This window comes from Azospirillum sp. A26, from assembly GCF_042604635.1.
Lineage (GTDB): Bacteria > Pseudomonadota > Alphaproteobacteria > Azospirillales > Azospirillaceae > Azospirillum > Azospirillum palustre.
Genome location: NZ_CP170472.1, coordinates 380,703 through 406,626, shown reverse-complemented (window position 1 = coordinate 406,626; position 25,924 = coordinate 380,703). Strand labels below are relative to the sequence as shown.

The following is a 25,924-nucleotide window of genomic DNA, read 5'->3' as shown; positions in this document are numbered from 1 at the left end:
GTGTGGAAGCGGGTGGCTTACGCCGCCCGCATCCACACCGCGGTGTCGTGGAAGGCCGCACCGCCGGCCGGCGGCACCGGTTCCGGCGAGGTCAGGCTGTTGATGCCCATGCCCTCGACGAAGGCACTGTTGGGCCAGATGCCCTCGACGATCACCACGCCGCGCGGCACACCGGCGAAGGGCTTGGCATGGACCACCACGCTGCCCTGCTGGTTACCCAGCCGCACCGCGTCGCCGTCGGCCAGAGCCAGCCCGGCGGCATCGTCCGGGTGGATCAGCGCGGTGGGTCGGCCCTCGCGCTTCTGGGCGGTCAGCGTCTCGGTGAAGGAGGTGTTGAGGAACTGGCGCGCCGGGGCGGTGACGAGACGGAACGGATGCTCGGCATCGGCGTCGCGGGCGGGGGGCATGTGGTCCGGCAGCTCCGGCATGCCGCCATAGGGACCGAGCGCCGCCCAGTCGGGGGCAAAGCGGAACTTGGCGTCGGGATGGGCGAAGCCGTTGAGGAAATGCGAGGTCTCGAAATCGGGCTGGGCGTCGATCCAGCGGTCGGCGGTCAGGGTCGCCGCGTCGCCGAGGTCGGACGCCTTCAGCATGGCGTCGATGATCTCCAGCGCGGTCATGCCGAAACCGGTATGCTCGGCGCCGACCCGGCGGGCGAGTTCGCTAATGACCCAGTGGTTCTCGCGCGCCTCGAATTGCGGCTCGATCACCTTGCGGCCGATCAGGATGTGCATCTGGCCGCCGCCGCGGTAGATGTCGTCATGCTCCAGGAAGGTGGTGGCGGGGATCACCAGATCGGCCAGCTTGGCCGTGTCGGTCATGAACTGCTCATGCACAGCCACGAACAGATCCTCGCGCAGGAAGCCCTGGCGGACGCGGTTGGAATCCGGGCAGATCGTCACCGGGTTGGTGTTCTGGATCAGCATCGCCGTCACCGGCGGGCCGCTGGTCAGGTCGCGCGGGTCGCCGGTCAGCACCGCGCCGATGCGCGACTGGTCGAAGCTGCGCACCGACTTGTCGAGGCGGTCCAGCCCCTCCGACAGGGTCTTGTCCAGCTTGTAGATGCCGGACGAGCAGTAGAGCGCGCCGCCGCCCTTGTTCTGCCAGGCGCCGGTGACCACCGGCAGGCAGGACACGGCATGGACCTGCGCCGCGCCGTTGTGGGCGCGCGACAGGCCGTAGCCGACGCGCAGGTAGCTGCGCTTGGTGGTGCCGTAGAGGCGGGCGAACTCCTCGATCTCCGCCACCGTCAGGCCGGTGATGGCCGCCGCCCATTCCGGTGTGCGGCTGGCGAGATGCGTCTCCAGCGCCGTGGTGTCGCCGGCCAGCCGGGCCAGATAGGCGCGGTCGGCGTAACCGTCGCGGAACAGCACATGCATCACCGCGCAGGCCAGCGCCCCGTCGGTGCCCGGCCGCAGCATCAGGTGCAGGTCGGAGACTTCGGCGGTGCCGGTGCGGTAGGGGTCGATGGTGACCAGCTTTGCCCCGCGGCCTTTGCGGGCGCGGCTGACATGGGTCATCACGTTGACCTGGGTCGCCACCGGGTTGCCGCCCCAGTTGACGATCAGGTCGCTCTCCGCCATCTCGCGCGGGTCGGCGCCGCGGATGTCGCCATAGCCGGCGAGCCAGCCCATGTTGGCCGGCGTGTCGCACACCGTGCTGGTCTGGCGCGAATAGCCCTTGGCATGGCGCAGGCGCTGGATGCCGCCGCGCTGCACCAAACCCATGGTCCCGGCGTAGAAATAGGGCCAGACCGCTTCCGCGCCATGGGTGCGCTCGGCGGTCAGGAAGGCGTCGGCGATGCGGTCCAGCGCCTCGTCCCAGCCGATTTCTTTCCACTGGCCGGAGCCCTTGGGGCCGGTCCGCAGCAACGGGGTCTTCAGCCGGTCCGGCGCATGCACGCGCTCGGCATAGCGGCTGACCTTCGCGCAGATGACGCCGGCGGTGTAGCTGTTCTCGGCGGCACCGCGCACCTTGCCGATGCGGTCGGGGGCGAGGCGTTCCACCTCCAGCGCGCAGGTGCTGGGGCAATCGTGCGGACAGGCGGTGGGCAGAAACTGGGCCGACAAGGCTAACCTCTGGTCTGGCTGGCGGCGGGGAAGGCCGAAGTTTAGGCCCTGCCCCGCGCCGGCTTCAATGCGCAACAATGTATGGGTACAAAAAAGCGGGGCCGCGAAGTCCCTTGTCCGGACTTCGCGGCCCCTGCCGATTTTAGCGGGAGAACCCCCTGACGACTTGCGGCTTTACATGAAGCCGAGCAGGCGCGGGAACCACAGCGTGATCGCCGGGACATAGGTGATGAGGCCGAGGAAGATCAGCATCGTCAGCAGCCACGGCCACACCGCCACCGTCAGCTCGGTGATGCCCATCTTGGTGATGCCCGAGGCGACGTAGAGGTTCAGGCCCACCGGCGGGTGGCACATGCCGACTTCCATGTTCACGATGATCAGGATGCCGAAATGCACCGGGTCGATGCCCAGCTTCATGGCGACCGGGAACAGGATCGGCGCCATGATCAGGACGATGGACGACGGCTCCATGAAGTTGCCGGCGGCCAGCAGGATGATGTTCACCACCAGCAGGAAGACCCACACGCCCATGTTCTGGTCGAGGATCCAGGCCGCCATGTTCTGCGGGATCTGCTCCGACGTCATCAGGAAGGAGAAGAGCACCGCGTTGGTGATGATGTAGAGCAGCATCGCCGACATGCTGGCGCTGTCCAGCAGCACCTTCGGCACGCGGCGGAGCGGCATGTCCTTGTAGACGAAGACCGCGACGACGAAGGCATAGACCGCGGCCATCGCCGCCGCTTCCGTCGGGGTGAAGATGCCGCTGTAGATGCCGCCCATGACGACGATGATCAGCAGCAGGCCCCAGAAGCTTTCGCGCAGGGCATGCATGCGCTGGGCAAAGCTGGCCTTGGGCAGGCGCGGATAGCCGAACTTGCGGGCGCGGAACCAGGTGGTGAAGCCGAGGAAGCAGGCCAGCATGATGCCCGGCACCACGCCGGCGATGAACATCTGGCCGATGGAGGCGGCCTGCGGGTGGCCGGTGGTGGCGACGCAGTACATCACCATCACGATGGACGGCGGGATCAGGATGCCGAGCGCACCCGAGGTGGTGACGATGCCAGCGCCGAAATTCTTCGGGAAGCCCTGCGCCACCATGGCCGGCAGGATGATCGAGCCGATGGCGACCACCGTGGCCGGGCTGGAGCCCGACACCGCCGCGAACAGCGCGCAGGCCATCACGCCGGCAAGGCCGAGGCCGCCATGCCAGTGGCCGACCATCGAGGTGGCGAAGTTGATCATGCGGCGCGCCACGCCGCCATGGGTCAGGAAGTTGCCGGCCAGGATGAAGAACGGGATCGCCATGATCTCGAACTTCTCGATGCCGGTGAACAGCTTCAGGGCCACGGCGTCGATCGGCACGTCGGTCATGAAGAACAGGAAGGACAGAACCGTCAGGCCGAGCGAGATGGAGATCGGCATGCCGGTGAGCATGAGGGCCAGCAGCAGCCCGAAGATGATGGCGGCGTTCATGCCGGGCCTCCTTCCTTGGCGGCTTCGACCGGGTCGATGCCGTCGACCTGGGCATGGTCGTGGTGGGGCAGTTCACCGGTGCGGATGAAGGTCCAGGCGACCTGGAGGAAGCGGAAGCACATCAGGTAGGAGCCGAGCGGCACCGCCAGATAGATGATCCACATCGGCCATTCCAGATCGGCCGACACCTGCTCGGTCTCGGAGATGTGGTAGACGAAGCGGGCGCCGAGCGACCCGACGATGAAGGTGAACAGCGCTCCGGCACCCAGCCCGAACAGCACGAATTTGCTGCGCAGGTGCGGTTCCATCCGGTTGATGATGACGTCGACGCCCACATGGATGCCGGTGCGCACGCCATAGGCGGCACCGAACTTCGCCATCCACACGAACATGTAGATGCACAGCTCCTGCGCCCAGGCGAGGTTCCAGTGCAGCACATAGTCCTGGATGTAGGGAACGCCGGAGAAATAGCGGTGGACGACGGACGCGAAGATGACGAGCGTCGCCCCGGCCATGAGCGACGCGATCAGCGTCTCCTCAAGCCGGTCGAGAATTTTCATAAGCATGTCGGGGGAATCTCCCGGTCGGCGGAGATGATTTGGATTCACATACATTCTGCAACCGCGACCAGCCCTCTCTCCCCCGGGGAGAGGGAGGGGACCCGCCGCGTAGCGGTGGGGAGGGTGAGGGGGCCGGCGCGCGTTCGCGCGCCGCCAAGGGGCATGCTGCCCCTTGGCAATCCCCTGGCACAGACTTTCGCCTGCGCTACCCTCTCACCCTGACCCTCTCCCCGGAGGGGAGAGGGAATAGCCACCAGTCCGCAAACCCTTACATCTTGAAGCCGGCCGCGGCCGATTCCTTGTAGATCGCTTCGATCAGGTCCTTGCCGACGCGGGCTTCGGCGTCCTTGTGGACCGGCTTCAGGGCCTTGACCCAGGCCTCGCGCTCTTCCTTGGTCTGGGTGTGGAACTCGGTCTTGCCGGACGCCTTCATCTGGGCCAGCGCCACGTCGTTCTCGTTTTGGGCGATGTCGTTGGCGTAGTCGGTCGCCTCCTTCATCGCCTCCTCCAGCTTGCCGCGGACGTCGGCGGGCAGGCCTTCCCAGAACTTCTTGTTCACGATGACCGCATAGCCGAGATAGCCGTGGTCGGTCAGGGTCGCGTTCTTCTGAACCTCGTGCATCTTCTGGGTGTACATGTTGGACGGCGGGTTCTCCGTGCCGTCGACGACGCCGGTTTGCAGCGCCTGGTACACTTCGGAGAAGGCCATCACCTGCGGCAGGGCGCCCAGCGCCCGCATCTGGGCGTCCAGAACCTTGGACGACTGGATGCGCATCTTCAGGCCCTTCACGTCCTCCGGCTTGATGAGCGGCTTGTTGGCGCTCATGATCTTGAAGCCGTTGTCCCAATAGGCCAGACCGACGATGCCCTTGGACTCCAGCTTCTTGAACAGGCTCTTGCCGATCTCGCCCTTGGTGACGCGCTGGAGCACTTCCTTGCTGGGGAAGATGTAGGGCAGGTCGAAGACCTCGAATTCCTTGGCGCCCAGCGGGCCGAACTTGGCCAGCGACGGGGCCAGCATCTGCACGGCGCCCAGCTGAAGCGCCTCAAGCTCTTCCTTGTCCTTGTAGAGCTGGCTGTTCGGGTAGACCTCGATCTTCACCTTGCCGGCGGTCAGCTTCTCGGCCAGTTCCTTGAACTTCTCGGCACCCTTGCCCTTCGGCGTCTCCGGCGCGACGACGTGGCTGAACTTGATCACGATCTGGTCCTGGGCCCAGGCCGTCGAAATCGCCATCGGCGCCGACATCATGCAGCCGACCGCCGCCGCGCACAGAAGCTTCACGAGTTTCATAGGTGCGTCCCCCTCTGGTATTCATTGTAGACGAGACTGACTGTTCGGCCCCGTACTTGTTGCGCATTGTTCATGATCGGACGAATTGCGGCTATTGTGGATATCCGCAGAGTCGGCCTATTCCACTTTCGTACGGTCCCGCCATCCCCTGCCCCCACACTTTCGTGTCCACCCCGATGCCGAAGCCATCCCGCACATCCAGTCCTGCCGTCCGCATCGGGCGGGCGGTGCCGCACGCCATGCCGGTGGTGGCGATGGCGCTGGTCGTGGTGCTGCTGGGCGCCTTCCTGTGGCTGTTGCAGCGCAACGAGCGGGAGGAGGAGGCGCTGGCGCTGATCAAGGACGCGCTGTGGGTGGAGCAGAACCTGCACTTCCAGCTCGCGTCCGACGAGGACAAGCTGGAGAGGCTGGCGGAGACGCTGGGCCGGGTTGAGGTGGACCTGCGGCAGTTCGCCGCAATGGCCCGGCTGGTGGTGAACACCAATCCGGCGATCGAGCGGGTGCTGTGGCTCGACGCCCAGGGCCGCACCCTGCTGGCCGAGCCGCCGCTGCCGGGGAACGGCGGAACCGATGCACCTTCGGAGCCGGCCGGCGCGGAGGGGATGGCCCGCGACGACGCGGTGCGGATCGCGCGGTCCTCCGGCCTGCGGGCCTATGGCGCGCCCTACCGGATCGACGTCACCGACCGCGGCTTCGACGCCGCCTTCCCGCTGTTCCGCGACGGCACCTTCGCCGGCACGCTGGTCGGCGTCTTTTCCTTCGAGGCGATGCTGACCCACCATGTCCCCTGGTGGTTCGCCCAGCGCTACCAGTTGGAGGTGATCGACGCCACCGGCACGGTGCTGGGATCGAAGTCGCGCATGTCGGTGCCGGGGTCCATGGCAGGGCCGGCGCCCGATCCCGCGCGCAGCCACCTCATCCCGTTCGATCCGCCCGGCCATGGGATGGCGCTGGTCGCCACCGCCTACCCCACCGACTCCAACGTCACCCGCACCGTTCTGGTGGCGGCGATCTTCGCGCTGACCGGATCGGCCTTGTGGAGCCTGTGGTCGCTGCGCCGGCACATCGCCGGCCGCCTGCGCGCCGAGGAGGCGCTGCGCGAGGAGCATGCCTTCCGCAAGGCGATGGAGGACAGCCTGACCGTGGGCATGCGCGCCCGCGACCTGGAGGGGCGCATCACCTACGTCAACCCGGCCTTCTGCCGGATGGTCGGGCTGGAGGCGGAAGACTTGATCGGGCGCGGACCGCCGGCGCCCTACTGGCTGCCGGAGGAGATCGACCGGGCCGAGGCCGCCTTCCAGGACGTGCTGGCCGGCCGGGCGCCGGAAAGCGGGCTGGAGATGCGCTTCCAGCGCGCCGACGGCGAGCGGTTCGAGGCGCTGATCTACGAGGCGCCGCTGATCGACGCCAACGGCCGGCAGACCGGCTGGATGGGCTCCGTCCTCGACATCACCGAACGCAAGCGCGCCGAGGAGCTGGCCCGCCAGCAGCAGGAGCGGCTGCAACAGACCTCCCGCCTGATCACCATGGGCGAAATGGCCTCCACCCTGGCGCATGAGCTGAACCAGCCGCTGTCGGCCATCGCCAGCTATTGCACCGGCTGTCTGAACCGGCTGCGCTCCGACCGCTGCGACACGCAGGAGGTGGCGGCGGCGCTGGAGAAGCTGGCCGCCCAGGCCAAGCGGGCCGGGCTGGTGGTGCGCCGCATCCACGACTTCGTGCGCAAGCGCGACCCCAGGGTCGCCCCCTGCTCGCTGGCCGAGGTGCTGGAGGATTGCGTCGGGCTGGCCGGCAGCGACGCCGCAAGGCTGGGCGTGCGGGTGGAGCTGGATGCCCCGGCCGATCTGCCGCCGGTCACCGGCGACCGCATCCTGCTGCAACAGGTGGTGCTGAACCTGATGCGCAACGGGATCGAGGCGATGGCCCGCACCCCGCGCGCCGACCGCCGCCTGACCGTCACCGTCCGCCAGACCGAATGCGATGGCGGCGGGGACGGCAAGGACGGGGACAAGGATGGAGCCCGCCTGCTGCTGACGGAGATCCGCGACCATGGTTGCGGCGTCGCCCCCGACGTGGCCGACCGCCTGTTTTCCCCGTTCTTCACCACCAAGCGCGAAGGTATGGGCATGGGCCTGAACATCTGCCGGTCCATCGTCGAGCACCACCGCGGCCGGCTGTGGTTCGAGACGGTGGCGCCGGATGGGGATGGGGGCGGAGCGGCAACGGGGGCCACCGCCGCCGGCACCCGCTTCCTGTTCACCCTGCCCGTCCATGCCCGCACGCCGGACCGGACGACCGGCCCACATCCCGCTGGCCCTTTTTCCGATGACACTGCCGAGGCTGCCGAATGACCACGCTCCACATCGTCGATGACGACGAGGCCATCCGCGACGCGCTCGGCTGGCTGTTCCAGTCGCGCAACGTCCCGGTTGCGGGCTGGCCGTCGGCCGAAGCCTTCCTGGAATCCTGGCGTTCGGACACCGCCGGCTGCCTTCTGCTGGACATCCGCATGGAGGGCATGAGCGGGCTGGAGCTGTTCGACCGGCTGCTGTCCAAGGGCTGCCGCATGCCGGTGATCTTCCTGACCGGCCACGGCGACGTGCCCATCGCCGTCGGCGCCCTGAAGAAGGGGGCCCGCGATTTCGTGGAGAAGCCCTTCAACGACAACGAACTGGTCGACCGGGTGATCGACGCGCTGGCCTTCGACGCCGAACAGCGCGAGCGCGAAGCCGGTCAGGCCGGGCTGGCAGCCCGTCTGGCCACCCTGACCCAGCGCGAACGGCAGGTGATGGAGCTGGTCGTCGCCGGCCGCCTGAACAAGGTGATCGCCGACGAGCTGGGCATCAGCATGCGCACGGTGGAGGTTCACCGCAGCCATGTGTTCGAGAAGATGCGGGTGAAGACGGCGGTGGAGCTGACGCGGCTGCTGACGGGTGCCGCCTGATTGCCCCTTCCGATAAGAGAAAACCCAGGGGAATGACGGACGCGCCTGGAGTCGCCACCGGTCCCGTACTAGTCTGTTCGCACCACTCCGGTGGTCGTCCCCGACGGTCTGGAGCATCAGCGGTTGAGGTTTCGCTTACCCAGCTCCATCCTCGCCATCGGTCTGGCCGTGACAGCACCGTTGCTGCTGTTCGGCGCCGTGATGGTCTGGCAACTCGACGCCCGCGACCGGGCGGAGACGGAGGATGCGCTGCAATCGGTGGCGCAGTCGCTGTCGCTGGCGGTCGACCGTGAACTGGCGAGCCAGCTGCGGCCGCTGGAACTGCTGGCGTCGCTGCTCCAGCCCAATGCCGACGATCTGCGCACCCTGTATCAGGAGACCACCACCGCCACCCACAGCCAGCCCGGCTGGCTGGCGATGGGGATGGTCGACGCCGACACCGGCCGCTTCGTCTTCCACACCCATTACCCGCTGGGCGTCCAGCCGCTGCCGCCGCCCCGGCTGGACGAGATCACCCGCCATGTCATCGAGAGCCGCCGCGCGACCATCGGCGGCGTACTGCCGCCCGGCGGACCGCCGGGCCGGCCATCGCTGATCCTGCGGGCACCGATCCTCCAGTTCGACCCGGACCGCCAGAACGACCGGGTGCGCTACGTCCTGTCCCTGGCACTTGGGCTGGAAGGGCTGTCCAGCGCCCTGCGGACCCGCGACACCCCGCCGGAATGGACGGTCACCGTCATCGATCCGACCATGCTGATCGCCGCCCGCTCGCGCGATGCCGCTGCCTATCTGGGCCAGAAAGTGTATGCGTCGCTGGAGGCGCGGATCCGCACCGGCAGCAACCGCATGTTCGTCGGCCAGACCAAGGACGGGGTCGAGGTCCACTCCGTCATCCACCGCTCATCCGAAACCGGCTGGGCGGTGGTGCTGGGCGTGCCGTCGGCCATCGTGCAGCAGAAGCTGAACGCCACCCGCGTGACGGTGGTCGGCGGTGCTGCGGCGGCCTGTGCAGCGACGCTGATGCTGGCGCTGCTGGTGTCGCGCGCCTACCGCCGCCGCCGCAGTGCCGAGGAGGAGGTGCGCCGCGCCCGCGAGGCGGTGCTGATCGAGCAGCGCCGCCGGCTGCAATCGGAAAAGGAGCATGCGGAGGCGGCGAACCGGGCCAAGAGCGATTTCCTGGCCAACATGAGCCACGAGCTGCGCACGCCGCTGAACGCCATCATCGGCTTCGCCGAGGCCTTGATGTCCGGCATTTTCGGCCCCTCCCCGCCCAAGCATGTCGAATATCTGACCGCCATCCACCAGTCCGGGCGCCATCTGCTGGATCTGGTGAATGAGCTTCTGGACATGGCAAAGATCGAGGCCGGGCGGCTGGAGCTGTTCCCTGCCTGCGTCGCGCTGGAGGAACTGCTGGAGGATTGCCTGTCGCTGATGGAGGCGCTGGCACTGCGCAAGGGGGTGGTGCTGACCAGCGGCGCCATCGCGTCCGATCTTCAGGTCACCGTGGACGGGGTCCGCATGCGGCAGGCGGTGCTGAACGTCCTGTCCAATGCCATCAAATTCACCCCATCGGGCGGCGCCGTGCGGGTGGAGGCCAGACCCGGCCCCGGCGGCACCGGTGCCGTCATCGTGATCGCCGACACCGGCGTCGGCATGACCGCGGATGAGCTGGTGATCGCGATGGAGCCGTTCCGTCAGGTCCACAACTATCTGACCAAGGCGGAGGCCGGCACCGGCCTGGGCCTGCCGCTAGCCCGCCGCTTCGTCGAGGCCCATGGCGGCTCCCTGACCCTGGACAGTACGCCGGGCACCGGCACCACGGTGACGATCATCCTGCCGTGAGGGCTCTCGGAAGGCGGCGCTTCGCCTCAGCCCCGGCGGGGCGGACGGCCGGGGAGCGTGGCGCGCTGGAGCTTGGCGCCGGCCATGTCGGCACCGTCCATGTCGGCGCTGTCGAGATTGGCGTCGGACAGGTTCGCCTGGACCAGACAGGTGCCGACCAGCAGGGCACCGCGCATGTCGGCCCCCATCAGGTTGGCGGCCCAGGAGCGGCCGGTGGGGCGGCCCGACGGATCCTTGATCGCCGCCGGGCCGAGCCGCACCCGCGTCAGGTCGGCGCCGGTCAGCACGGCATAGCTGAGGTTGGCGCCGGACAGGTCGGCGCCCATCAGGTTGGCGCCCTCCAAATTGGCGCCGGACAAATCGGTCATCATCAGCCGCGCGCCGGTCAGCGCCGCCGCCGACAGGTTGGCCCCGCGCAAGCTTGCGGCGCTGAGGTTGACGCTGCGCAGGTCGGCGCGGCTGAGGTCGGCGCCGTCCAGGTCGGCCCGCTGGCCGCGCTGGCCGAAGCTGTCGATCCAGCGCTCATGGTCGAAGATGGCGCGCTGGATTTCCGATCCCATGCTGTCGATGGGGCGGGTCATCTGCGCCGTGGCGATGCGGGTGGAGGACAGGTCGCAGTCGGCCATCCGCGTGCCGACCATGTCGGCCTTGTCGAAGCGGGTGCCGTCCAGCGCCGCCCCCGACAGGTTGGCGCCGTTCAGCCGCGCGCCGGTCAGGTCCGCCCCGGTCAGCACCGCCCCCGACAGATCGGCGTTCTGCAGCATGGCGCCGCTGAGGTCGGCGTCGGACAGGTTGGCGCCGCGCAGCACCGCCCCGGTGAGGTCGGTGGGAATGCCGCCCTCCGCCGTCATGCCGTTCTGGAGACGGGCGAGTGCCGCCTTGTGGATCTGGCGGGCGCTTTCGGCGTCCTGCGCATCGGGGCCGGTGCCGCGGCGGGCGGTGCCGCCCGGTTCCAGCGTGCCGGCGCGCAGGTCGGCTCCCTTCAGGTTGGCATTCGAGAAATCGGCCGCGCGCAGCCGGGCGCCGCGCAGGTCGGTCTGCATCAGGTTGGCGCGGCTGATGTCGGCATCGCGCAGGTCGACGCCGAACAGGTCGGCGCCGGCCAAGTTGGTGCCGTTCAGCCGCCCGCGCGCCAGCCGCGCCCCGACCAGCCGGGCGCCGCGCAGGTCGCGCTGCGACAGGTCCACCCCCTCCAGATCGGCCATGGCGAGGTTGGCGCGGGCGCCGCCCGGCTGGCCCTTGATCCAGCGGGCGTGCCGCTCCAGCACCTCGGCCAGCTGGTCGGGCCGAAAGAAGGAGACGGACTGAGCGGTCGGGGTGGTGGCGGTTGGCACGGACAACTCGACGCCGTGAAATGGTTACATTGCGACAATCATGCGGTTCATTCCTTACCGAAGGCTGAATGAGTCCCCCTTTTGCGCACCCTCTTTCGGAGGATGCGGTTCGGCGGCCCGCCGGCCTGGCGCATCGGCGGGAAAACGGGGATTTCGGCCGGGATGGATAGGAAAAACGGAAGCTTGGCCATAGGCCTTAACACGTCCATCGACGTGACAGTACCGCAGCAGTCCCGAGTCGCGCACGTTACCGTTCTGTAATCGAACCGGCTGCGAACGGGTCGCGAACAGCCGCGACTCGGCTTCCCGCCCCTGTTCCGGGCGAGGCGGCGGAATCCCTCGACTCCTCCAAAAAACAGCATCGGTTAAGCAATGGTTTCTTGACAGAAAAGGCCACGGGCATCCTAAAAGTGTCCCACCTTTCGGATAAACGCACCGCAGCACGCCTTGACCTTAGCCAGGGTGTGACTTTGGCCGTAACCGGGACGATGGGTCCAGACGATGGATTCCGGCGGCTGGAGCGGAAAAACGGGATATGAAGGAAGAATGATGAAGGATGCGGACGCCCGGTCGATCACGACCGCACGCCCGAGCGTCGGCGAGAGCCACGCCACCGAACGCCGTCATCTTGATCGCCGCCATCTTCTGCGCGCCGGCCTCGGCCTCGCGGCGGTCGCCTCGGCCGGCGGGACCCTGCTCACCAGCGAAGAGGCGGAGGCTGCGGCGCTGCGTGCTCCGCCGCGGGTGCTGTCCCTGGTGAACCTGCACACCGGCGAGCGGATCAACGCCGAATACTGGTCGCGGGGCAAATATGTCCGCGACGCGATGCGGGCGCTGAACCGCGTTCTGCGCGACCACCACAACAATTCGGTCCATGCCATCGATCCGAAGCTGATCGATCTGGTCCACTCGTTGAGCCGCAAGATCAACCGCCGCGGCCCGATCGAGATCGTCTCGGGTTACCGCTCGCCGGAGACCAACGCGATGCTGCGGGAAGCCGACGGCAGCGGCGTGGCGCAGAACAGCTATCACATGCGCGGCATGGCAATCGACCTGCGGGTCCAGGGCCTGTCGACCCGCCAGCTCCAGCGTGCGGCGCTCAGCCTGCGCGGCGGCGGGGTCGGCTATTACCCGGACAGCAACTTCGTCCATGTCGACGTGGGACCGCTGCGCCACTGGTGAGTGGCCGGATCGCGGACGCCGGGTCCGTCCCCATCGCTTGAACGTTCGGTACGATGTGGCGCCAAGTCCAGACGGGCTTCGGCGCCACAGTCATTTTGGGGTCATTCCCCTTTCGCCCGGCCCTTCGGGCCTGCCGTGGAAGTCCCCCGGCGAATGCCCCTTCCGCAATTTTCGAACAAGACCAGTTGCGACTTGTTACCACACCCTGTGGTGGATTTCTGCAATTTCTTCGACCGTTAAATTGTATATCATCCACCCCTCACAATTTGTAAGCGCTCCGTTTTGCGAGTGGGGGACAAGCATATGGGATACCTGTTTGGTGGACTCGGCGACGACACGCTGCTTGGGGATTATGGCGACGACACGCTGGATGGCGGCGCCGGCAACGACATTCTGTTCGGCCGTGCGGGGAACGATGTCCTGATCGGCGGAGCAGGCAACGACACCCTGTACGGCGGTGACGGGGACGATGTCCTGATCGGCGGGGCCGGCAACAACGTCCTGTTCGGTGAGGACGGCAACGACAGCTTCTATATCGATACCCCGACAGCGGCCCGTCTCTTTGGCGGCAATGGCGACGACACGGTCCTTGTCCGCTACGCCAGCGGCGTCGATCTGAATATCTCCAACTCGATCGAGCATTTCATCGGCGGTGTCGGCAATGACACCGTGACGGCGGCCAACTCCTACTCGGCAGTGACGATGGCCGGCGAGGACGGCAACGATGTGCTGACCGGCGGTTCCGGCAACGACACGCTGTCCGGTGGAAGCGGCGACGACACGCTGCGGGGCGGCGGCGGTGACGACGTGCTGCAGGGCGGAGCCGGCGCCGACCTGTTCGATTTCTCGGCCGGCTTCGGCACCGGCAACGACCTCGTAGCCGATTTCAATGCCGCGGAAGGCGACAGGATCGGACTGCTCACGGACCAAAGCTACACGGTGAGCGCCAACGCCCAGGGCGAGGCTGTTCTCAACATTTCCGGCTTCGGCAGCGCGGCGACGGTCACTCTCTCCGGGGTGATGGCCCAGGACGTATCGAGTTCGTGGTTCACCACCGTCTGAAAACAGAAAGGCGCCGTCCCGCTGGAGACGGCGCCTTTTTCCATTCGGCCTCGGCGGATGAAGACCGCCCTACCCCACCTTCAGCTTGCGACGCAGCAGCGACAGCGGCGCGGTGTCGTCCAGGCTGGGCTGGAAGGCGATGGTGACCTCCTTCAGCGCGTTGTCCCAGCTGTCCGGATTGGTGCCCTCCGGCGCCTCGACCGAGGTGAAGCCGGTGCGGACCAGGAACAGATACTGGTCGGGGATAACATGGCCGACCGCGCGGATCTCGCCGGTGTAGCCGTAGCGCTCCCGCAGCTCGCGCGCGGTGGAGAAGCCGCGGCCGTCGCGGAACTTCGGGAACTCCAGCGCCACCAGCGAGAAGCGGTCGAGGTCGGCGGCGATGGCCCCCGCCAGCGTGCCGCTCTTCAGCCGCACGCCCAGCCGGGCATTGCGGCCCTCGAAGCTGTCACGCTCCGTCTGCCAGCGCTCGAAGCTGATGATGACCGGGCGGTCGTTGGGGACCGGCTCGCCATCGGGGATGAAGCTCCAGGCATCCTCGCCGATGCGCCCATTCTCAATCAGCGGCATAGATTCTCTCCTTGAACGGGGCATGGCCGACGCGGCGGAGCGTGTCGATGAAGCGTTCGCCCTCGCCCGTGCGGTTGGCGAGATAGACGTCGACGATGGCCTCGATGGCGTCCACCGCCTCGGTCTCGGTCACCGCCGGGCCGAGGATGTCGCCGATTTCCGTGGTCAGCGTCGGGTCGCCGCCGACGGTGATCTGGTAATATTCGGTGCCCTTCTTGTCGACGCCGAGGATGCCGATGGCGCCGACATGGTGATGGCCGCAGGCGTTGATGCAGCCGCTGATCTTGATGCCGAGTTCACCGATGGTGCGCTGGCGGATCGGGTCGGCGAAGCGGGCGGAGATCGCCTGCGCCAGCGGGATCGCGCGGGCATTGGCCAGCGCGCAGTAGTCTAGGCCCGGGCAGGCGATGATGTCGCCGATCAGCCCGGCATTGGCACTGCCGAGGCCGGCGGCGTCGAGCCGCTTCCACAAATCGTACAGCTCGTCCTTCTTCACATGCGCCAGGACGAGGTTCTGGACATGGGTGACGCGCAGCTCGCCGAAGCTGTGGCGCTCGGCCAGATCGGCGACGAGGTCCATCTGGTCGCAGGTGGCGTCACCGGGGATGCCGCCCGCCGGCTTCAGCGAGATGGTGGCGATGGCATAGCCCGGCGCCTTGTGCTCCGCGACATTCACCTCCAGCCAGTTGGCGAAGGCCGGGTCGGACGCCTTGGCGCGCTCCAGAGCTTCGGAATGGTCGGGCAGCTCCTCGAAGGGCGGCGGGGCGAAATGCTGGCGGACGCCCTCGACGATCTCCGGATCCAGGCGGTATTTGGGGCCGCGCAGCCGCGCGAACTCCTCCTCGACCTCCTGGGTGAACTTCTCCAGCCCCAACTCGTGCACCAGGATCTTGATGCGCGCCTTGTAGATGTTGTCGCGGCGTCCGTACTGGTTGTAGACGCGCAGGATGGCTTCCAGGTAGGCGACAAAATCCTCCTCGGCCACCCACTCGCGCACAAGCTTGCCGACGAAGGGCGAACGGCCGAGACCGCCGCCGACATAGAAGGAGAAGCCGGCCTCGCCCTTGTCGTTGCGACGGGCCAGCAGGCCGACGTCGTGGATGCGCACCGCGGCGCGGTCGCTCTCGGCACCGGAGATGGCGATCTTGAACTTGCGCGGCAGATAGGTGAACTCGGGATGCATCGTCGTCCACTGCCGCAGGATCTCGGCATAGACGCGGCCGTCCACCACCTCGTCCTTGGCGGCACCGACGAACGGGTCGGTGGTGACGTTGCGCACGCAGTTGCCGCTGGTCTGCAGCGCGTGCATGTCGACCTCGGCCAGCTCATGCAGGATGGCCGGGGTGTCCTCCAGCTTGATCCAGTTGTATTGCAGGTTCTGGCGGGTGGTGAAATGGCCGTAGCCGCGGTCGTACCGGCGCCCGATCTCCGCCAGCTTGCGCAGCTGGGTGGCCGACATCACGCCATAGGGCACGGCGATGCGCAGCATGTAGGCGTGAAGCTGGAGATAGAGGCCGTTCATCAGCCGGACCGGCTTGAACTCCTCCTCCGTCAGCTCGCCGGACAGCCGGCGCTCGACTTGTTTGCGGAACTGCTCGACGCGCTCGGCGACGAACTGCCGGTCGATCTCGTCGTAATGGTAGATGCCGGCACGGGCGCCGGGCGCGATGTGGTTCATGTCGATCAACCCTCAGAGCCGCCGGAACGGCCGACGTTCATTCACTCGAACAGCCACTCAGGCGGCCTGCTTGCCCAGATCCAGACGGACGGTCGGGCCGGCGGTGCGGATGCGCTCGCGCATCGTCGCAGGGACCGGGACGCCGTCCTCCTCCACCACCTCGAAGGCGTAGATGTCGACGCCGAACTGCTCGCGCTCCGCCGTCGCCTTGGCGTCCGCCAGCACGGCATCCGCCTCGGAGCGCTGGAACAGCGCAGCCTCGGCGAAGGACTCGACCCACACGCCATCCTTGCCCAGGAACACGACTTCCCCGTCGCGCAGGCGGTTGGCGGTGATGGCTTTCATCGATCCTTCCTTCGATCGATCCTTGGCCGACATCTGGCTCTCCTGGCTGGTCGTTCTCGAACGCGTTTGGTGTCTTAACCCGAACCGTCGGCGGTTCGGCAGTGAATTCGCCATCGATGGGTTTTGCGGGAGGCGGGCCGTTACGGCAGCCACTTCTCCCGGTCGATCAGGTCGCGGCTCTCGCGGGCGACCTCGGACATCGACGCCCCCTCCGCCCGGCGGCGGTTGCGAAGCTCGGCAATGGTACGCAGCCGCTCCGCCCACTCCTCCGGGAACAGGGCCTCAAGCCGCTGGCGCAGCAGGCTGGCGAGCGTCGGGCTGCGGCCGCCGGTCGAGACCGTCATCACCAGATCGCCACGCCGCACCACGGAGGGCGAGTGGAAATCGCACAAGGGGATGACGTCCTCGACATTCACCAGCACCCGGCGCTGCCGCGCCAAGTCCGCCAGCGCCGTCTCGATCGAAGGCCCCAGCCCCATCACATACAGCACGCCGACCTTGTCCAAATCGGCGACATCCGGCAGAGCCCGCACCAGACGGTCACCGGCGAGCGACGCCAATTCCCCATCCGGTTCCGGTGAAAAGACCTGCGGATCCGCCCCGCCCTCGCGGAGCTGCGTCAGACGACGCACCGCCAGCGGGCCGTTGCCGGCGAGCGCAATCGTCACCCGCGCCGGGTCGAGCGCCAGCGGAATCATGTCCGCCTCACCGAAACGGGCGAAATCGGGCGGGCATCTGCGGCGCCTATGACCGGGATCCTGTGCATGGCGGTATTTAGCCCGGCCGCCGCACGACAATCAACATATTTCACACAACGATTTGCAACGCAGCACAAACCTATTAAACAAGTAGAGAATGTATTTACGTTGCACGAGTTTTCCGCCGGTGTTAATGTGCAAACACAGTCATTAAAACTACATATTTAGTAGACTTAAAGGCCACCGCGAAAGGCAGCCGATGATGGACGCGGAAACACGGGTGAAGCATCTGACCGACGGCTACGGCACGCTGGAAGGCGCGTCCCTGCTCGCCGCCATGCATGAGGTGTTCGGCGGGCGGATCGCTCTGCTGTCGTCCTTCGGCGCCGAATCCGCGGTCCTGCTGGCGCTGGCCGCCGAAGCGACACCGGATTTCCCGGTTCTGTTTGTGAATACCGGCAAGCTGTTCGGCGAGACGCTGCGCTACCGCGACCAGCTGGTGAAGCGGCTGGGCCTCAGGGATGTGCGGGAAATCGGCCCGACCGCCGACGATCTCGCCGCCGGCGACAAGAGCGGCATGCTGTTCGCCCGCGATTACGACGCCTGCTGCAACCTGCGCAAGACGGTGCCGCTGGAGCGCGCGCTGACCACCGCCGGACTGGAGGCCTGGGTCACCGGCCGCAAGCGCTTCCAGTCCTCCACCCGCGCCGCCCTGCCCCTGTTCGAGACGGAGAACGGCCGCGTGAAGGTCAACCCGCTGGCCAACTGGGACAAGGACCGGCTGGAGGAAGAGTTCACCCGGCGCGACCTGCCGCGCCACCCGCTGGAAGCCGACGGGTACCTGTCCATCGGCTGTTACACCTGCACCGAGCGAGTGGCGCCCGGTGCCGACCCGCGTTCCGGCCGCTGGGCCGGCAGCGCCAAGACCGAATGCGGCATACACACCATGATTGGAACCGCCCGATGAGCGCCGATCTCGACCAGCTCGAAAACCAGAGCATCTATATTCTGCGCGAAGCCTACAACCGCATCGACAAGCTGGCGATGCTCTGGTCGATCGGCAAGGACAGCAACGCGCTGCTGTGGCTCTGCCGCAAGGCGTTCTTCGGCCGCATTCCCTTCCCCGTCGTGCAGCTCGACACCGCCATGGAGCTGCCGGAGGTCTACGAGTTCCGCGACCGCATCACCAAGGAATGGGACCTCGACCTCAAGGTGGAGCAGTGCCCGCCCGAGGAGGAGATGGACCAGACCCTGCCGCCGCTGACCCGCGCCGCCGCGCGCAAGACGGAAGGGCTGAAGAACCTGCTGCGCGACCATGCGTATCAGGGCGTGATGGTCGGGATCCGCCGCGACGAGCAGGCGACCCGCGCCAAGGAGCGCGTGTTCTCGCCGCGCTCGCTGGAAGGCGACTGGGACGTCAAGGACCAGCCGGCGGAGTTCTGGGACCATTACAAGACGCGCTTCCCCGAAGGCGTCCATGTCCGCATCCACCCGCTGCTGGCCTGGACCGAGCTGGACATCTGGCGCTATTCGCAGCGCGAGGGGATTCCCATCGTCCCGCTGTACTTCGCCCGCGACGGCAAGCGTTACCGCTCGCTGGGCGAGAAGAACATCACCTTCCCGGTCGACAGCACCGCGTCGACCATCGACGAGATCATCGCCGAGCTTCAGGTGACCCGCGTGCCGGAACGCGCCGGCCGCGCGATGGACAATGAATCCGAAGACAGCTTCGAGCGCCTGCGCAGCGTGGGGTACATGTAAGATGCCGCATTCTCAACTCCGCATCGTCATCGTCGGCCATGTCGACCATGGCAAGTCCACGCTGATCGGCCGCCTGCTGAACGACACCGGCAGCCTGCCCGACGGCAAGGTCGAACAGGTCCGCGAGATGAGCCGCAAGCGCGGCATGCCGTTCGAATGGGCCTTCGTCATGGACGCGCTCCAGGCCGAGCGTGACCAGGGCATCACCATCGACACCACGCAGATCCACTTCAAGACCAGGCAGCGCCCCTACGTCATCATCGACGCGCCGGGCCACACCGAGTTCCTGAAGAACATGGTGACCGGCGCCTCGCAGGCCGACGCCGCGCTGCTGGTGATCGACGCCGACGAGGGCGCGCTGGAACAGTCGCGCCGCCACGCCTTCCTGCTGCATCTGCTGGGCGTGCGTCAGGTGGCGGTGGTCGTCAACAAGATGGACAAGGTCGAGTTCTCCAGCCGCCGCTATGAGGTGGTGGCGCAGGAGATCAAGGACTATCTGGCCGAGCTGGGTCTCCAGCCCAAGGCGGTGATCCCGGTGTCCGCCCGCAACGGCGACAACATCGTCAGCCGCAGCGAGCAGTCCGACTGGTATCTCGGCCCCACGGTGATCGAGCAGCTGGACGCCTTCCGTCCGCAGCAGACCTCGCCCGACCAGCCGCTGCGCTTCCCGCTGCAGGACGTCTACAAGCCGGACGACCGCCGCATCCTGGCCGGCCGCATCGAGAGCGGGCGCCTGCGCGTCGGCGACACCCTGCACTTCTCGCCCACCGGCGCCAGCGCCAAGGTGGTCAGCATCGAAGCGTGGAACCATCCGGAGACCGTGCTGTCGGCCCAGGCTGGACAGAGCATCGGCATCACGCTGGACAAGCGCATCTTCGCCGAGCGCGGCCACATCGCCCACCACCAGTCCGACGCCCCGACGCTGGCCCACCGGCTGAGCGTGCGGCTGTTCTGGCTGGTGTCGGATCCGCTGGTGGTCGGCAAGACCTACACGCTGAAGATCGCCACCGGAGAGCACCGGGTGACGGTGGAGCAGGTGACGGCGGTCATCAATGTGGAGGATCTGTCCAGCACCCCCGGCAAGGCGGTCCGCCGCAACGAGGTGGCGGAGGTCGTCCTGCGCTCCCGCTCGCCCATCGCGCTCGATCTGGCGTCGGACCTGCCGCGCACCGGCCGCGGCGCGCTGATCGACGGCAACGACGTTGTCGGCGGCTGCCTGGTGGTGGAGATCGAGGACGCCGCCGCGGCCAACATCACCGAGGTCTCGCACACCGTCTCGCAGGAGGAACGCGCCCAGTCCAACGGCCACAAGGGCGGCATCGTCTGGCTGACCGGCCTGTCGGGTGCCGGCAAGTCGACGCTGGCGATGGCGCTGGAGCGTGCGCTGTTCGACCGCGGCTGGCAGACCTTCGTGCTGGACGGCGACAATGTCCGCAATGGCCTGAACGCCGGTCTGGGCTTCTCGTCGGATGACCGGGCGGAGAACATCCGCCGGGTGGCCGAAACGGCGAAGCTGTTCGCCGATGCCGGCATGGTGGTGATCGCCTCGCTGATCTCGCCGCTGAAGGCCGACCGGGCGCGGGCGCGGGTGATCGGCGGCGAGCGTTTCCACGAGGTGCATGTCGCCGCCGACCTCGCCACCTGCGAGGAGCGCGATCCGAAGGGCCTCTACAAGAAGGCGCGGGCCGGCGAGATCGCCGAGTTCACCGGCATCTCGGCCCCCTACGAGGCGCCGGACCAGCCCGAACTGGTGATCGACACCGACGCGCTGAGCCGCAGCGAGGCGCTGGCCCAACTGCTGGACTATGTGGATGAGACCCTGGGCAAGAACAGCCTGAAGTCGGAGAAAGAGCTGACCTATGTGATCTGAGGGCGTGATCCGAGGGTCGGCTTTCTATGAGGTGAGGCGTCGGGCGCGGGGGAAAGACCGCGCCCGTCGTATTTTCAGGCCGTCTTCCGCTCCGAACGATACAACGCCGTCGCGATCAGCGCCGCGGTCGCCAGCGCCAGCGGGACGAAGGAGATGCTCAGGACGGCATCCCAGCCGTAGCTCGTCAGCAGGCTGCCCGAGGCGAAGGAGCCGAAGGCCATGGTGCCGAAGACGATGAAATCGTTCAACGACTGCACCCGCGTCTTTTCCTCCGGCCGATGGCAGTCCAGCACCAGGGCGGAGGCGCCGAGGAAGCCGAAGTTCCACCCCACCCCCAGCAGGATCAGGCCGATCCAGAAATGCGCAATGTCCTGCCCGGCCAGCCCGACCGCGGAGGATGCGGCGATCAGCGCCAGACCGGCGGCGACGATCCGCGGCGCGCCGAAGCGGCCGATCAGCCGCCCGGTGAAGAAGCTGGGGGCGTACATGGCGATGACATGCCATTGCAGGCCGAGATTGGACGATTCCTGCGGCAGTCCGCACAGCCGCATCGCCAGCGGGGCGGCGGTCATGATGAAGTTCATCAGCAAATAGGACACCACCCCGCAGATCACCGCGGTGATGAAGCGGGGCTGGCGCAGGATGACAGCCAGCGGGCGACCGCCGGCGACTTCCGACGCTGTCGGCTTGGGCAGGCGGACGCCGAGCAGGACCAGCGCCGACAGCGCGGCGACGGCGGCCTGCGCCAGATAGGTCGCGGCGAACAGGTGCGGCGGCCACAAATTCATGGTGTGGGTGACGAGCTGCGGCCCGACGATGCCGGCAACCACACCCCCCGCCATCACGGCGGACATGGCGCGCGGCCGGCGCTCCGGACTGGTGCAGTCGGCGGCGGCGAAACGGAAGGACAGCACCACCGCGGCATAGGCTCCGCCGGGGATCATCGCTGCGCAGAACAGCCAGAACGAGCCGAGCAGGAGGGCCAGCGAGGACAGCAGCCCAACGAGGACACCGCATCCGGTCCCGCTCAGGAACGCCGTACGCCGGCCGAAGCGCCGGGCGATGCTGCCGGCCGGCAGGGTGCAGATCGCCATGCCGACCACGAAGATGGAGATCGGCAGCGTCGCCAGCGCCGGGCTGGGGGCCAGCGTGTTGCCGACGATGGCGCCGGTGGCATAGACGACCACCGCATTGGCACCGGCCAGCGCCTGCGCGACGACGAGCCGGGCAACGTTGCTCAGCTCATGCGCATGGGAGGCCGCGGACGCCGGTTCGGTCCTGGCAGTGGCTTCGGCTTGCGGCATGGGACTCCTTAGACGGGTTCGAGAGCGGATGGTTGAGCAAGGCTTAGCCTTGCCGCAGTATGAGCGGAAATGGTTTGTTCTCATGGTTCGATGAACAGGAGTCATGGATGCTCGATCGCCAGTTCCTCGCGATCCTGCGCGAGGTTGACCGGACGGGCAGCGTCACCGCCGCCGCTGGCCGGCTGAACTTGAGCCAGTCGGCGCTGAGCCACAGCATCCGCAAATTCGAGGAGCGCCACGGCATCGAGATCTGGATGAAGAAGGGGCGCAGCCTCCGCTTCACCCAGGCGGGGATGCATCTGCTGGCGCTGGCCCAGCGGGTGCTGCCGCAGTTCGAGCATGCGGAACGGGTGCTGGCCGATTTCGCGACGGGCCGGCGCGGCACCTTGAGGGTCGGGATGGAATGCCACCCCTGCGAGCGATGGCTGATGCGGAAGACCGGGGTGTATCTGACCCGTTGGCCCGAGGTGGATTTCGACCTGCGCACCGAATTCCGTTTCGACGGCGTCGCAGCGCTGGCGGACAACGAGATTGATCTGCTGATCACCCCCGACCCGGTCGACCGGCCGGACATCCTGTTCACCCCGGTCTTCGATTACCAGCTCGTGCTGGTGGTGCATGAGGCCCATCCGCTGGCCGCGCGCCGGATTGTGCAGCCGCAGGACCTGCTGGACGAGGAGCTGATCACCGTACCGGTCAGCCTGGACCGGCTGGACATCTACACGCGCTTCCTGGTCCCCGGCCGGTGCCGGCCGCGCCGCCACCGGACGGCGGAGACCACCGACCTGATGCTGCAACTGGTCGCCGCCGGGCGTGGGATCACCGTCCTGCCCGACTGGCTGGTGCGGGAGGACGGGGGCGGCCTGCCCGTCCGCACGTTGCGGCTCGGCGCCGACGGGATCGGCAAAAGCATCCATCTCGGCATCCGCCGCGGCGAGGAGGCCGTCGATTACATCGCCGGCTTCCTGGATCTCGCGCGGGAGAGCGGACGGTAGGAGAGAGGTTGGATCGATCAGGACTCTGCTGCGGCGCACATCCTGTGGCATAAGGGGCCGCCATCACACATTCGCGCATCACGCCCTAAGGACCCCTGCCGCCCATGATCCGCTTCGATAACGTCAGCAAGCAGAACGGCCACCGCATCCTGTTCCTGGAGGCCTCCGCGGCGCTCAACCGGGGTGAGAAGATCGGGCTGGTCGGTCCGAACGGTGCCGGCAAGACCACCCTGTTCCGCATGATCACCGGCGAGGAGCAGCCGGACGGCGGTCAGGTGGCGATCGAGAAGCAGGTCAGCATCGGCTATTTCAACCAGGATGTCGGCGAGATGTCCGGCCGCAGCGCGGTGGCGGAGGTGATGGACGGCGCCGGGCCGGTCAGCGTCGTCGCCGCCGAACTGGCGGAGCTTGAAGCTGCCATGGCCGACCCTGACCGCGCCGACGAGATGGACGCCATCATCGAACGCTACGGCGAGGTGCAGGCCCGTTTCGACGAGCTTGGCGGCTATGAGCTGGAGGGCAAGGCGCGCGAGGTGCTGGCGGGCCTCAGCTTCAGCCAGGAGATGATGGACGGCGACGTCGGCGGCCTGTCGGGCGGCTGGAAGATGCGCGTGGCGCTGGCCCGCATCCTTCTGATGCGCCCCGACGCCATGCTGCTCGACGAGCCGAGCAACCATCTGGACATCGAAAGCCTGATCTGGCTGGAAGGCTTCCTGAAGGGCTATGAGGGCGCCCTGCTGATGACCTCGCACGACCGCGAGTTCATGAACCGCATCGTCACCAAGATCATCGAGATCGATGGCGGCACGCTGACCAGCTATTCCGGCGACTACGGCTTCTACGAGAAGCAGCGGGCGCTGAAGGAGAAGCAGCAGGAGGCGCAGTTCGAACGCCAGCAGGCCATGCTGGCGAAGGAAATTAAGTTCATCGAGCGCTTCAAGGCCCGCGCCTCGCACGCCTCCCAGGTGCAGAGCCGGGTGAAGAAGCTGGACAAGATCGAGCGCTTCGAACCGCCCAAGCGCCGTCAGGTGGTGACCTTCGATTTCCCGCCGGCCCCGCGCTCCGGCGACGACGTGGCGGTGCTGAAGAACGTCCACAAGGGCTATGGCAGCCGGTCCATCTATGAAGGGCTGGACCTGACCATCCGCCGCAAGGAGCGCTGGTGCGTGATGGGCGTCAACGGCGCCGGCAAATCGACCCTGCTGAAGCTGATCGCCGGAACGACCGAGCCCGACAGCGGCACCGTCACCGTCGGCGGCAGCGTCAAGATGGGCTATTTCTCCCAGCATGCGATGGAATTGCTGGACGGCGACCAGACCATCTTCGAAGCGCTGGAGGCGCATTTCCCGCAGGCCAGCCAGGGCTCGCTGCGGGCGCTGGCCGGCTGCTTCGGCTTCTCCGGCGACGATGTGGAGAAGCGGTGCCGCGTGCTGTCGGGCGGGGAGAAGGCGCGGCTGGTGATGGCGATCATGCTGTTCAACCCGCCCAACTTCCTGGTGCTGGACGAGCCGACCAACCACCTGGACCTCGACACCAAGCAGATGCTGATCCAGGCGCTGGCGGCCTATGAGGGCACCATGCTGTTCGTGTCGCACGACCGCCATTTCCTGGCAGCCCTCTCCAACCGCGTGCTGGAGCTGACGCCGGAGGGCATTCACCAGTATGGCGGCGGCTACACCGAGTATGTCGAGCGCACCGGCCAGGAGGCGCCGGGGCTGCACAGCTGATCCCCTGCCCTTCCCATCACTCCAAGTGAATGGACCCTTCGGAACAAGTCATTGGTCGTGAAGTCCGCCGGGGCGTAGCATCGCCTGCGTTGTCGAGACAGCGGAGGCGGACATGCCCTCTCTCACGGAATCCCTTGAACGGCTGGGGCTGCGGTCGCCGGTGATCCAGGCGCCGATGGCGGGGGGCGGCGATACGCCGGCCCTGGTCGCTGCGGTCAACGAGGCCGGCGGGCTCGGCTTCGTCGGCGCCGCCTATCTGACCGGGGAGCAGATCGCCGAGCGAGGGCTCGCCATCCGTCAGCGCACCGCCCTGCCCTTCGGCATCAACCTGTTCGCGCCTACACCGGCTCCCGGGCCGGCCCCCGGACCGGCCCCAATGATGGCCGAGGCGATGGCCCGCCTGAGGCCCTTCCATGCCGAGCTTGGCCTGCCGGAAGCGGAGGAGCCCGCCTATGGCGGCGACGCCTTCGACCGGCAGGTCGCCGCCCTGCTGGACAGCGGAGCCGCCTTCTACAGCGTCACCTTCGGGCTGCCGCCGGCAGAGAGCGTGACGGCGGCCAAAGCGCGCGGCATGCGGGTGCTGGGCACCGCGACCACGGTGGCGGAGGCGGTGGCCCTGGAGCGGACCGGCGTCGATGCGGTGATCGCCCAGGGCAGCGAGGCCGGCGGGCATCGCGGCAGCTTCATCGGCGATCCGGCCGCCAATCTGGTCGGCACGATGGCGCTGGTGCCGCAGGTGGCCGATGCGGTGGGCGTGCCGGTGATCGCATCGGGCGGCATCATGGACGGGCGCGGCATCGCCGCGGCGCTGGCCCTGGGCGCGACCGCGGTGCAGATGGGCACGGTGTTCCTGACGACCGGCGAGGCCGGCATCCCCGAAGCGCACAAGGCCGCCATCCTGGCGGCGCGCGAGGACCAGACCCGCATCACCCGCGCCTTCTCCGGCCGGCCGGCACGCGGCATCGTCAACCGCTTCATGGAGACGGTGGAGGACCCGCAGGCGCTCGAGGCGGTGCTGCCCTTCCCCTTGCAGAACACGCTGACCCGGCCGCTGCGCACCGCCGCCGGCAAGGCCGGCCGGGCGGAGTTCCTGTCGCTGTGGGCCGGACAGGGTCTGACACTGGCGCAGCGGCGCCCGGCGGGGGAACTGGTGGCGGAGTTGCTGCGCGGGACGGAGGAGGTCCGGCGCAGGCTTGCCGTCTGACCGGATAGGGGGCCG

At 67.6% G+C, this 25,924-nt stretch carries 21 protein-coding genes; 11 read left to right on the top strand and 10 right to left on the bottom strand.

Features of this window, described 5'->3' with window-relative positions:
• Positions 1-17: 17 nt before the first annotated feature.
• From ABNQ39_RS02405 to ABNQ39_RS02390, 4 genes are all read right to left on the bottom strand, one after another.
• Positions 18-2,069, bottom strand: a complete 2,052-nt coding sequence (locus ABNQ39_RS02405) for a molybdopterin oxidoreductase family protein (protein WP_376958637.1) — start codon at positions 2,067-2,069, stop codon at positions 18-20.
• A 174-nt stretch (positions 2,070-2,243) separates the two neighbouring features.
• Entirely contained in the window at positions 2,244-3,542 is a 1,299-nt protein-coding gene (locus ABNQ39_RS02400; RefSeq protein WP_376958635.1) for a TRAP transporter large permease, read from the bottom strand.
• Positions 3,539-4,108, bottom strand: coding sequence for a TRAP transporter small permease (locus ABNQ39_RS02395; protein ID WP_376958633.1), 570 nt, complete (start codon positions 4,106-4,108; stop codon positions 3,539-3,541). Before ABNQ39_RS02395 ends, ABNQ39_RS02400 begins: the two co-directional genes overlap by 4 nt.
• Positions 4,109-4,370: 262 nt before the next feature.
• A complete protein-coding gene (locus tag ABNQ39_RS02390; protein WP_376958631.1) occupies positions 4,371-5,393 on the bottom strand; it encodes a TRAP transporter substrate-binding protein in 1,023 nt (340 codons plus the stop codon).
• Between the two features lie 176 nt (positions 5,394-5,569).
• Between ABNQ39_RS02390 and ABNQ39_RS02385 the strand changes: the two genes are divergently transcribed.
• The 3 genes from ABNQ39_RS02385 (at position 5,570) to ABNQ39_RS02375 (ending at position 10,179) form a co-directional block, all read left to right on the top strand.
• The gene (locus ABNQ39_RS02385; protein WP_376958629.1) at positions 5,570-7,744 is read left to right on the top strand and encodes a sensor histidine kinase; all 2,175 of its coding nucleotides are present in this window, start codon (positions 5,570-5,572) and stop codon (positions 7,742-7,744) included.
• Positions 7,741-8,337 carry a response regulator transcription factor gene (locus ABNQ39_RS02380; RefSeq protein WP_376958627.1) on the top strand — a complete coding sequence of 199 codons (597 nt, stop codon included), beginning with the start codon at positions 7,741-7,743 and terminating at the stop codon, positions 8,335-8,337. The genes ABNQ39_RS02385 and ABNQ39_RS02380 overlap by 4 nt, the downstream gene beginning before the upstream one ends.
• 123 nt (positions 8,338-8,460) lie before the next feature.
• On the top strand, positions 8,461-10,179 hold the full coding sequence (locus ABNQ39_RS02375) for an ATP-binding protein (RefSeq protein WP_376958625.1): 1,719 nt from the start codon (positions 8,461-8,463) through the stop codon (positions 10,177-10,179).
• Positions 10,180-10,205: 26 nt separating this feature from the next.
• Here ABNQ39_RS02375 and ABNQ39_RS02370 read toward each other — a convergent pair whose 3' ends face one another.
• Positions 10,206-11,513 carry a pentapeptide repeat-containing protein gene (locus ABNQ39_RS02370; protein ID WP_376958623.1) on the bottom strand — a complete coding sequence of 436 codons (1,308 nt, stop codon included), beginning with the start codon at positions 11,511-11,513 and terminating at the stop codon, positions 10,206-10,208.
• Positions 11,514-12,059: 546 nt separating this feature from the next.
• Between ABNQ39_RS02370 and ABNQ39_RS02365 the strand changes: the two genes are divergently transcribed.
• Positions 12,060-12,695 (top strand): DUF882 domain-containing protein, encoded by a 636-nt coding sequence (locus ABNQ39_RS02365; protein WP_376958621.1) that lies wholly within the window; start codon positions 12,060-12,062, stop codon positions 12,693-12,695.
• Between the two features lie 303 nt (positions 12,696-12,998).
• Positions 12,999-13,757 carry a calcium-binding protein gene (locus tag ABNQ39_RS02360; protein WP_376958619.1) on the top strand — a complete coding sequence of 253 codons (759 nt, stop codon included), beginning with the start codon at positions 12,999-13,001 and terminating at the stop codon, positions 13,755-13,757.
• Positions 13,758-13,826: 69 nt separating this feature from the next.
• On the opposite strand, the gene ABNQ39_RS02355 is transcribed toward ABNQ39_RS02360, so the two are convergent.
• The 4 genes from ABNQ39_RS02355 to ABNQ39_RS02340 all read right to left on the bottom strand — a co-directional run bounded on the left by ABNQ39_RS02355 (position 13,827) and on the right by ABNQ39_RS02340 (position 17,048).
• Positions 13,827-14,327 carry a DUF934 domain-containing protein gene (locus ABNQ39_RS02355; RefSeq protein ID WP_376958617.1) on the bottom strand — a complete coding sequence of 167 codons (501 nt, stop codon included), beginning with the start codon at positions 14,325-14,327 and terminating at the stop codon, positions 13,827-13,829.
• On the bottom strand, positions 14,314-16,005 hold the full coding sequence (locus ABNQ39_RS02350; RefSeq protein WP_376958615.1) for a nitrite/sulfite reductase: 1,692 nt from the start codon (positions 16,003-16,005) through the stop codon (positions 14,314-14,316). The genes ABNQ39_RS02355 and ABNQ39_RS02350 overlap by 14 nt, the downstream gene beginning before the upstream one ends.
• A gap of 57 nt (positions 16,006-16,062) precedes the next feature.
• Entirely contained in the window at positions 16,063-16,350 is a 288-nt protein-coding gene (locus tag ABNQ39_RS02345) for a DUF2849 domain-containing protein (protein WP_376958613.1), read from the bottom strand.
• A 140-nt stretch (positions 16,351-16,490) separates the two neighbouring features.
• On the bottom strand, positions 16,491-17,048 hold the full coding sequence (locus ABNQ39_RS02340) for a precorrin-2 dehydrogenase/sirohydrochlorin ferrochelatase family protein (RefSeq protein ID WP_376958611.1): 558 nt from the start codon (positions 17,046-17,048) through the stop codon (positions 16,491-16,493).
• Between the two features lie 262 nt (positions 17,049-17,310).
• Between ABNQ39_RS02340 and ABNQ39_RS02335 the strand changes: the two genes are divergently transcribed.
• Genes ABNQ39_RS02335 through cysC form a run of 3 tightly spaced genes read left to right on the top strand, consistent with a single transcriptional unit; the run spans position 17,311 to position 20,679 of the window.
• On the top strand, positions 17,311-18,015 hold the full coding sequence (locus ABNQ39_RS02335; RefSeq protein ID WP_376959747.1) for a phosphoadenylyl-sulfate reductase: 705 nt from the start codon (positions 17,311-17,313) through the stop codon (positions 18,013-18,015).
• Positions 18,012-18,809, top strand: coding sequence for a sulfate adenylyltransferase subunit CysD (gene cysD / locus ABNQ39_RS02330; protein ID WP_098740286.1), 798 nt, complete (start codon positions 18,012-18,014; stop codon positions 18,807-18,809). The genes ABNQ39_RS02335 and cysD overlap by 4 nt, the downstream gene beginning before the upstream one ends.
• A 1-nt stretch (position 18,810) precedes the next feature.
• A complete protein-coding gene (gene cysC / locus ABNQ39_RS02325; RefSeq protein WP_376958609.1) occupies positions 18,811-20,679 on the top strand; it encodes an adenylyl-sulfate kinase in 1,869 nt (622 codons plus the stop codon).
• 74 nt (positions 20,680-20,753) lie between these two features.
• Here cysC and ABNQ39_RS02320 read toward each other — a convergent pair whose 3' ends face one another.
• Entirely contained in the window at positions 20,754-21,983 is a 1,230-nt protein-coding gene (locus ABNQ39_RS02320; RefSeq protein ID WP_376958607.1) for an MFS transporter, read from the bottom strand.
• A 107-nt stretch (positions 21,984-22,090) separates the two neighbouring features.
• Between ABNQ39_RS02320 and ABNQ39_RS02315 the strand changes: the two genes are divergently transcribed.
• The 3 genes from ABNQ39_RS02315 (at position 22,091) to ABNQ39_RS02305 (ending at position 25,909) form a co-directional block, all read left to right on the top strand.
• Positions 22,091-22,978, top strand: a complete 888-nt coding sequence (locus ABNQ39_RS02315) for a LysR family transcriptional regulator (RefSeq protein WP_376958605.1) — start codon at positions 22,091-22,093, stop codon at positions 22,976-22,978.
• Positions 22,979-23,082: 104 nt separating this feature from the next.
• Entirely contained in the window at positions 23,083-24,705 is a 1,623-nt protein-coding gene (locus ABNQ39_RS02310; protein ID WP_376958603.1) for an ABC-F family ATP-binding cassette domain-containing protein, read from the top strand.
• 112 nt (positions 24,706-24,817) lie between these two features.
• Positions 24,818-25,909 carry an NAD(P)H-dependent flavin oxidoreductase gene (locus ABNQ39_RS02305; RefSeq protein ID WP_376958601.1) on the top strand — a complete coding sequence of 364 codons (1,092 nt, stop codon included), beginning with the start codon at positions 24,818-24,820 and terminating at the stop codon, positions 25,907-25,909.
• Positions 25,910-25,924 lie beyond the last annotated feature (15 nt).

Bases quoted from the DNA above. Each gene is read 5' to 3' on its own strand.
- ABNQ39_RS02355 (WP_376958617.1), bottom strand. From the start codon at position 14,327: ATGCCGCTGATTGAGAATGGGCGCATCGGCGAGGATGCCTGGAGCTTC.
- ABNQ39_RS02340 (WP_376958611.1), bottom strand. From the start codon at position 17,048: ATGATTCCGCTGGCGCTCGACCCGGCGCGGGTGACGATTGCGCTCGCC.
- ABNQ39_RS02395 (WP_376958633.1), bottom strand. From the start codon at position 4,108: ATGCTTATGAAAATTCTCGACCGGCTTGAGGAGACGCTGATCGCGTCG.
- ABNQ39_RS02385 (WP_376958629.1), top strand. From the start codon at position 5,570: ATGCCGAAGCCATCCCGCACATCCAGTCCTGCCGTCCGCATCGGGCGG.
- ABNQ39_RS02350 (WP_376958615.1), bottom strand. From the start codon at position 16,005: ATGAACCACATCGCGCCCGGCGCCCGTGCCGGCATCTACCATTACGAC.
- ABNQ39_RS02360 (WP_376958619.1), top strand. From the start codon at position 12,999: ATGGGATACCTGTTTGGTGGACTCGGCGACGACACGCTGCTTGGGGAT.
- ABNQ39_RS02335 (WP_376959747.1), top strand. From the start codon at position 17,311: ATGGACGCGGAAACACGGGTGAAGCATCTGACCGACGGCTACGGCACG.
- ABNQ39_RS02380 (WP_376958627.1), top strand. From the start codon at position 7,741: ATGACCACGCTCCACATCGTCGATGACGACGAGGCCATCCGCGACGCG.
- ABNQ39_RS02315 (WP_376958605.1), top strand. From the start codon at position 22,091: ATGCTCGATCGCCAGTTCCTCGCGATCCTGCGCGAGGTTGACCGGACG.
- ABNQ39_RS02390 (WP_376958631.1), bottom strand. From the start codon at position 5,393: ATGAAACTCGTGAAGCTTCTGTGCGCGGCGGCGGTCGGCTGCATGATG.
- ABNQ39_RS02320 (WP_376958607.1), bottom strand. From the start codon at position 21,983: ATGCCGCAAGCCGAAGCCACTGCCAGGACCGAACCGGCGTCCGCGGCC.
- ABNQ39_RS02305 (WP_376958601.1), top strand. From the start codon at position 24,818: ATGCCCTCTCTCACGGAATCCCTTGAACGGCTGGGGCTGCGGTCGCCG.
- ABNQ39_RS02365 (WP_376958621.1), top strand. From the start codon at position 12,060: ATGATGAAGGATGCGGACGCCCGGTCGATCACGACCGCACGCCCGAGC.
- cysD (WP_098740286.1), top strand. From the start codon at position 18,012: ATGAGCGCCGATCTCGACCAGCTCGAAAACCAGAGCATCTATATTCTG.
- ABNQ39_RS02310 (WP_376958603.1), top strand. From the start codon at position 23,083: ATGATCCGCTTCGATAACGTCAGCAAGCAGAACGGCCACCGCATCCTG.
- cysC (WP_376958609.1), top strand. From the start codon at position 18,811: ATGCCGCATTCTCAACTCCGCATCGTCATCGTCGGCCATGTCGACCAT.
- ABNQ39_RS02345 (WP_376958613.1), bottom strand. From the start codon at position 16,350: ATGAAAGCCATCACCGCCAACCGCCTGCGCGACGGGGAAGTCGTGTTC.
- ABNQ39_RS02400 (WP_376958635.1), bottom strand. From the start codon at position 3,542: ATGAACGCCGCCATCATCTTCGGGCTGCTGCTGGCCCTCATGCTCACC.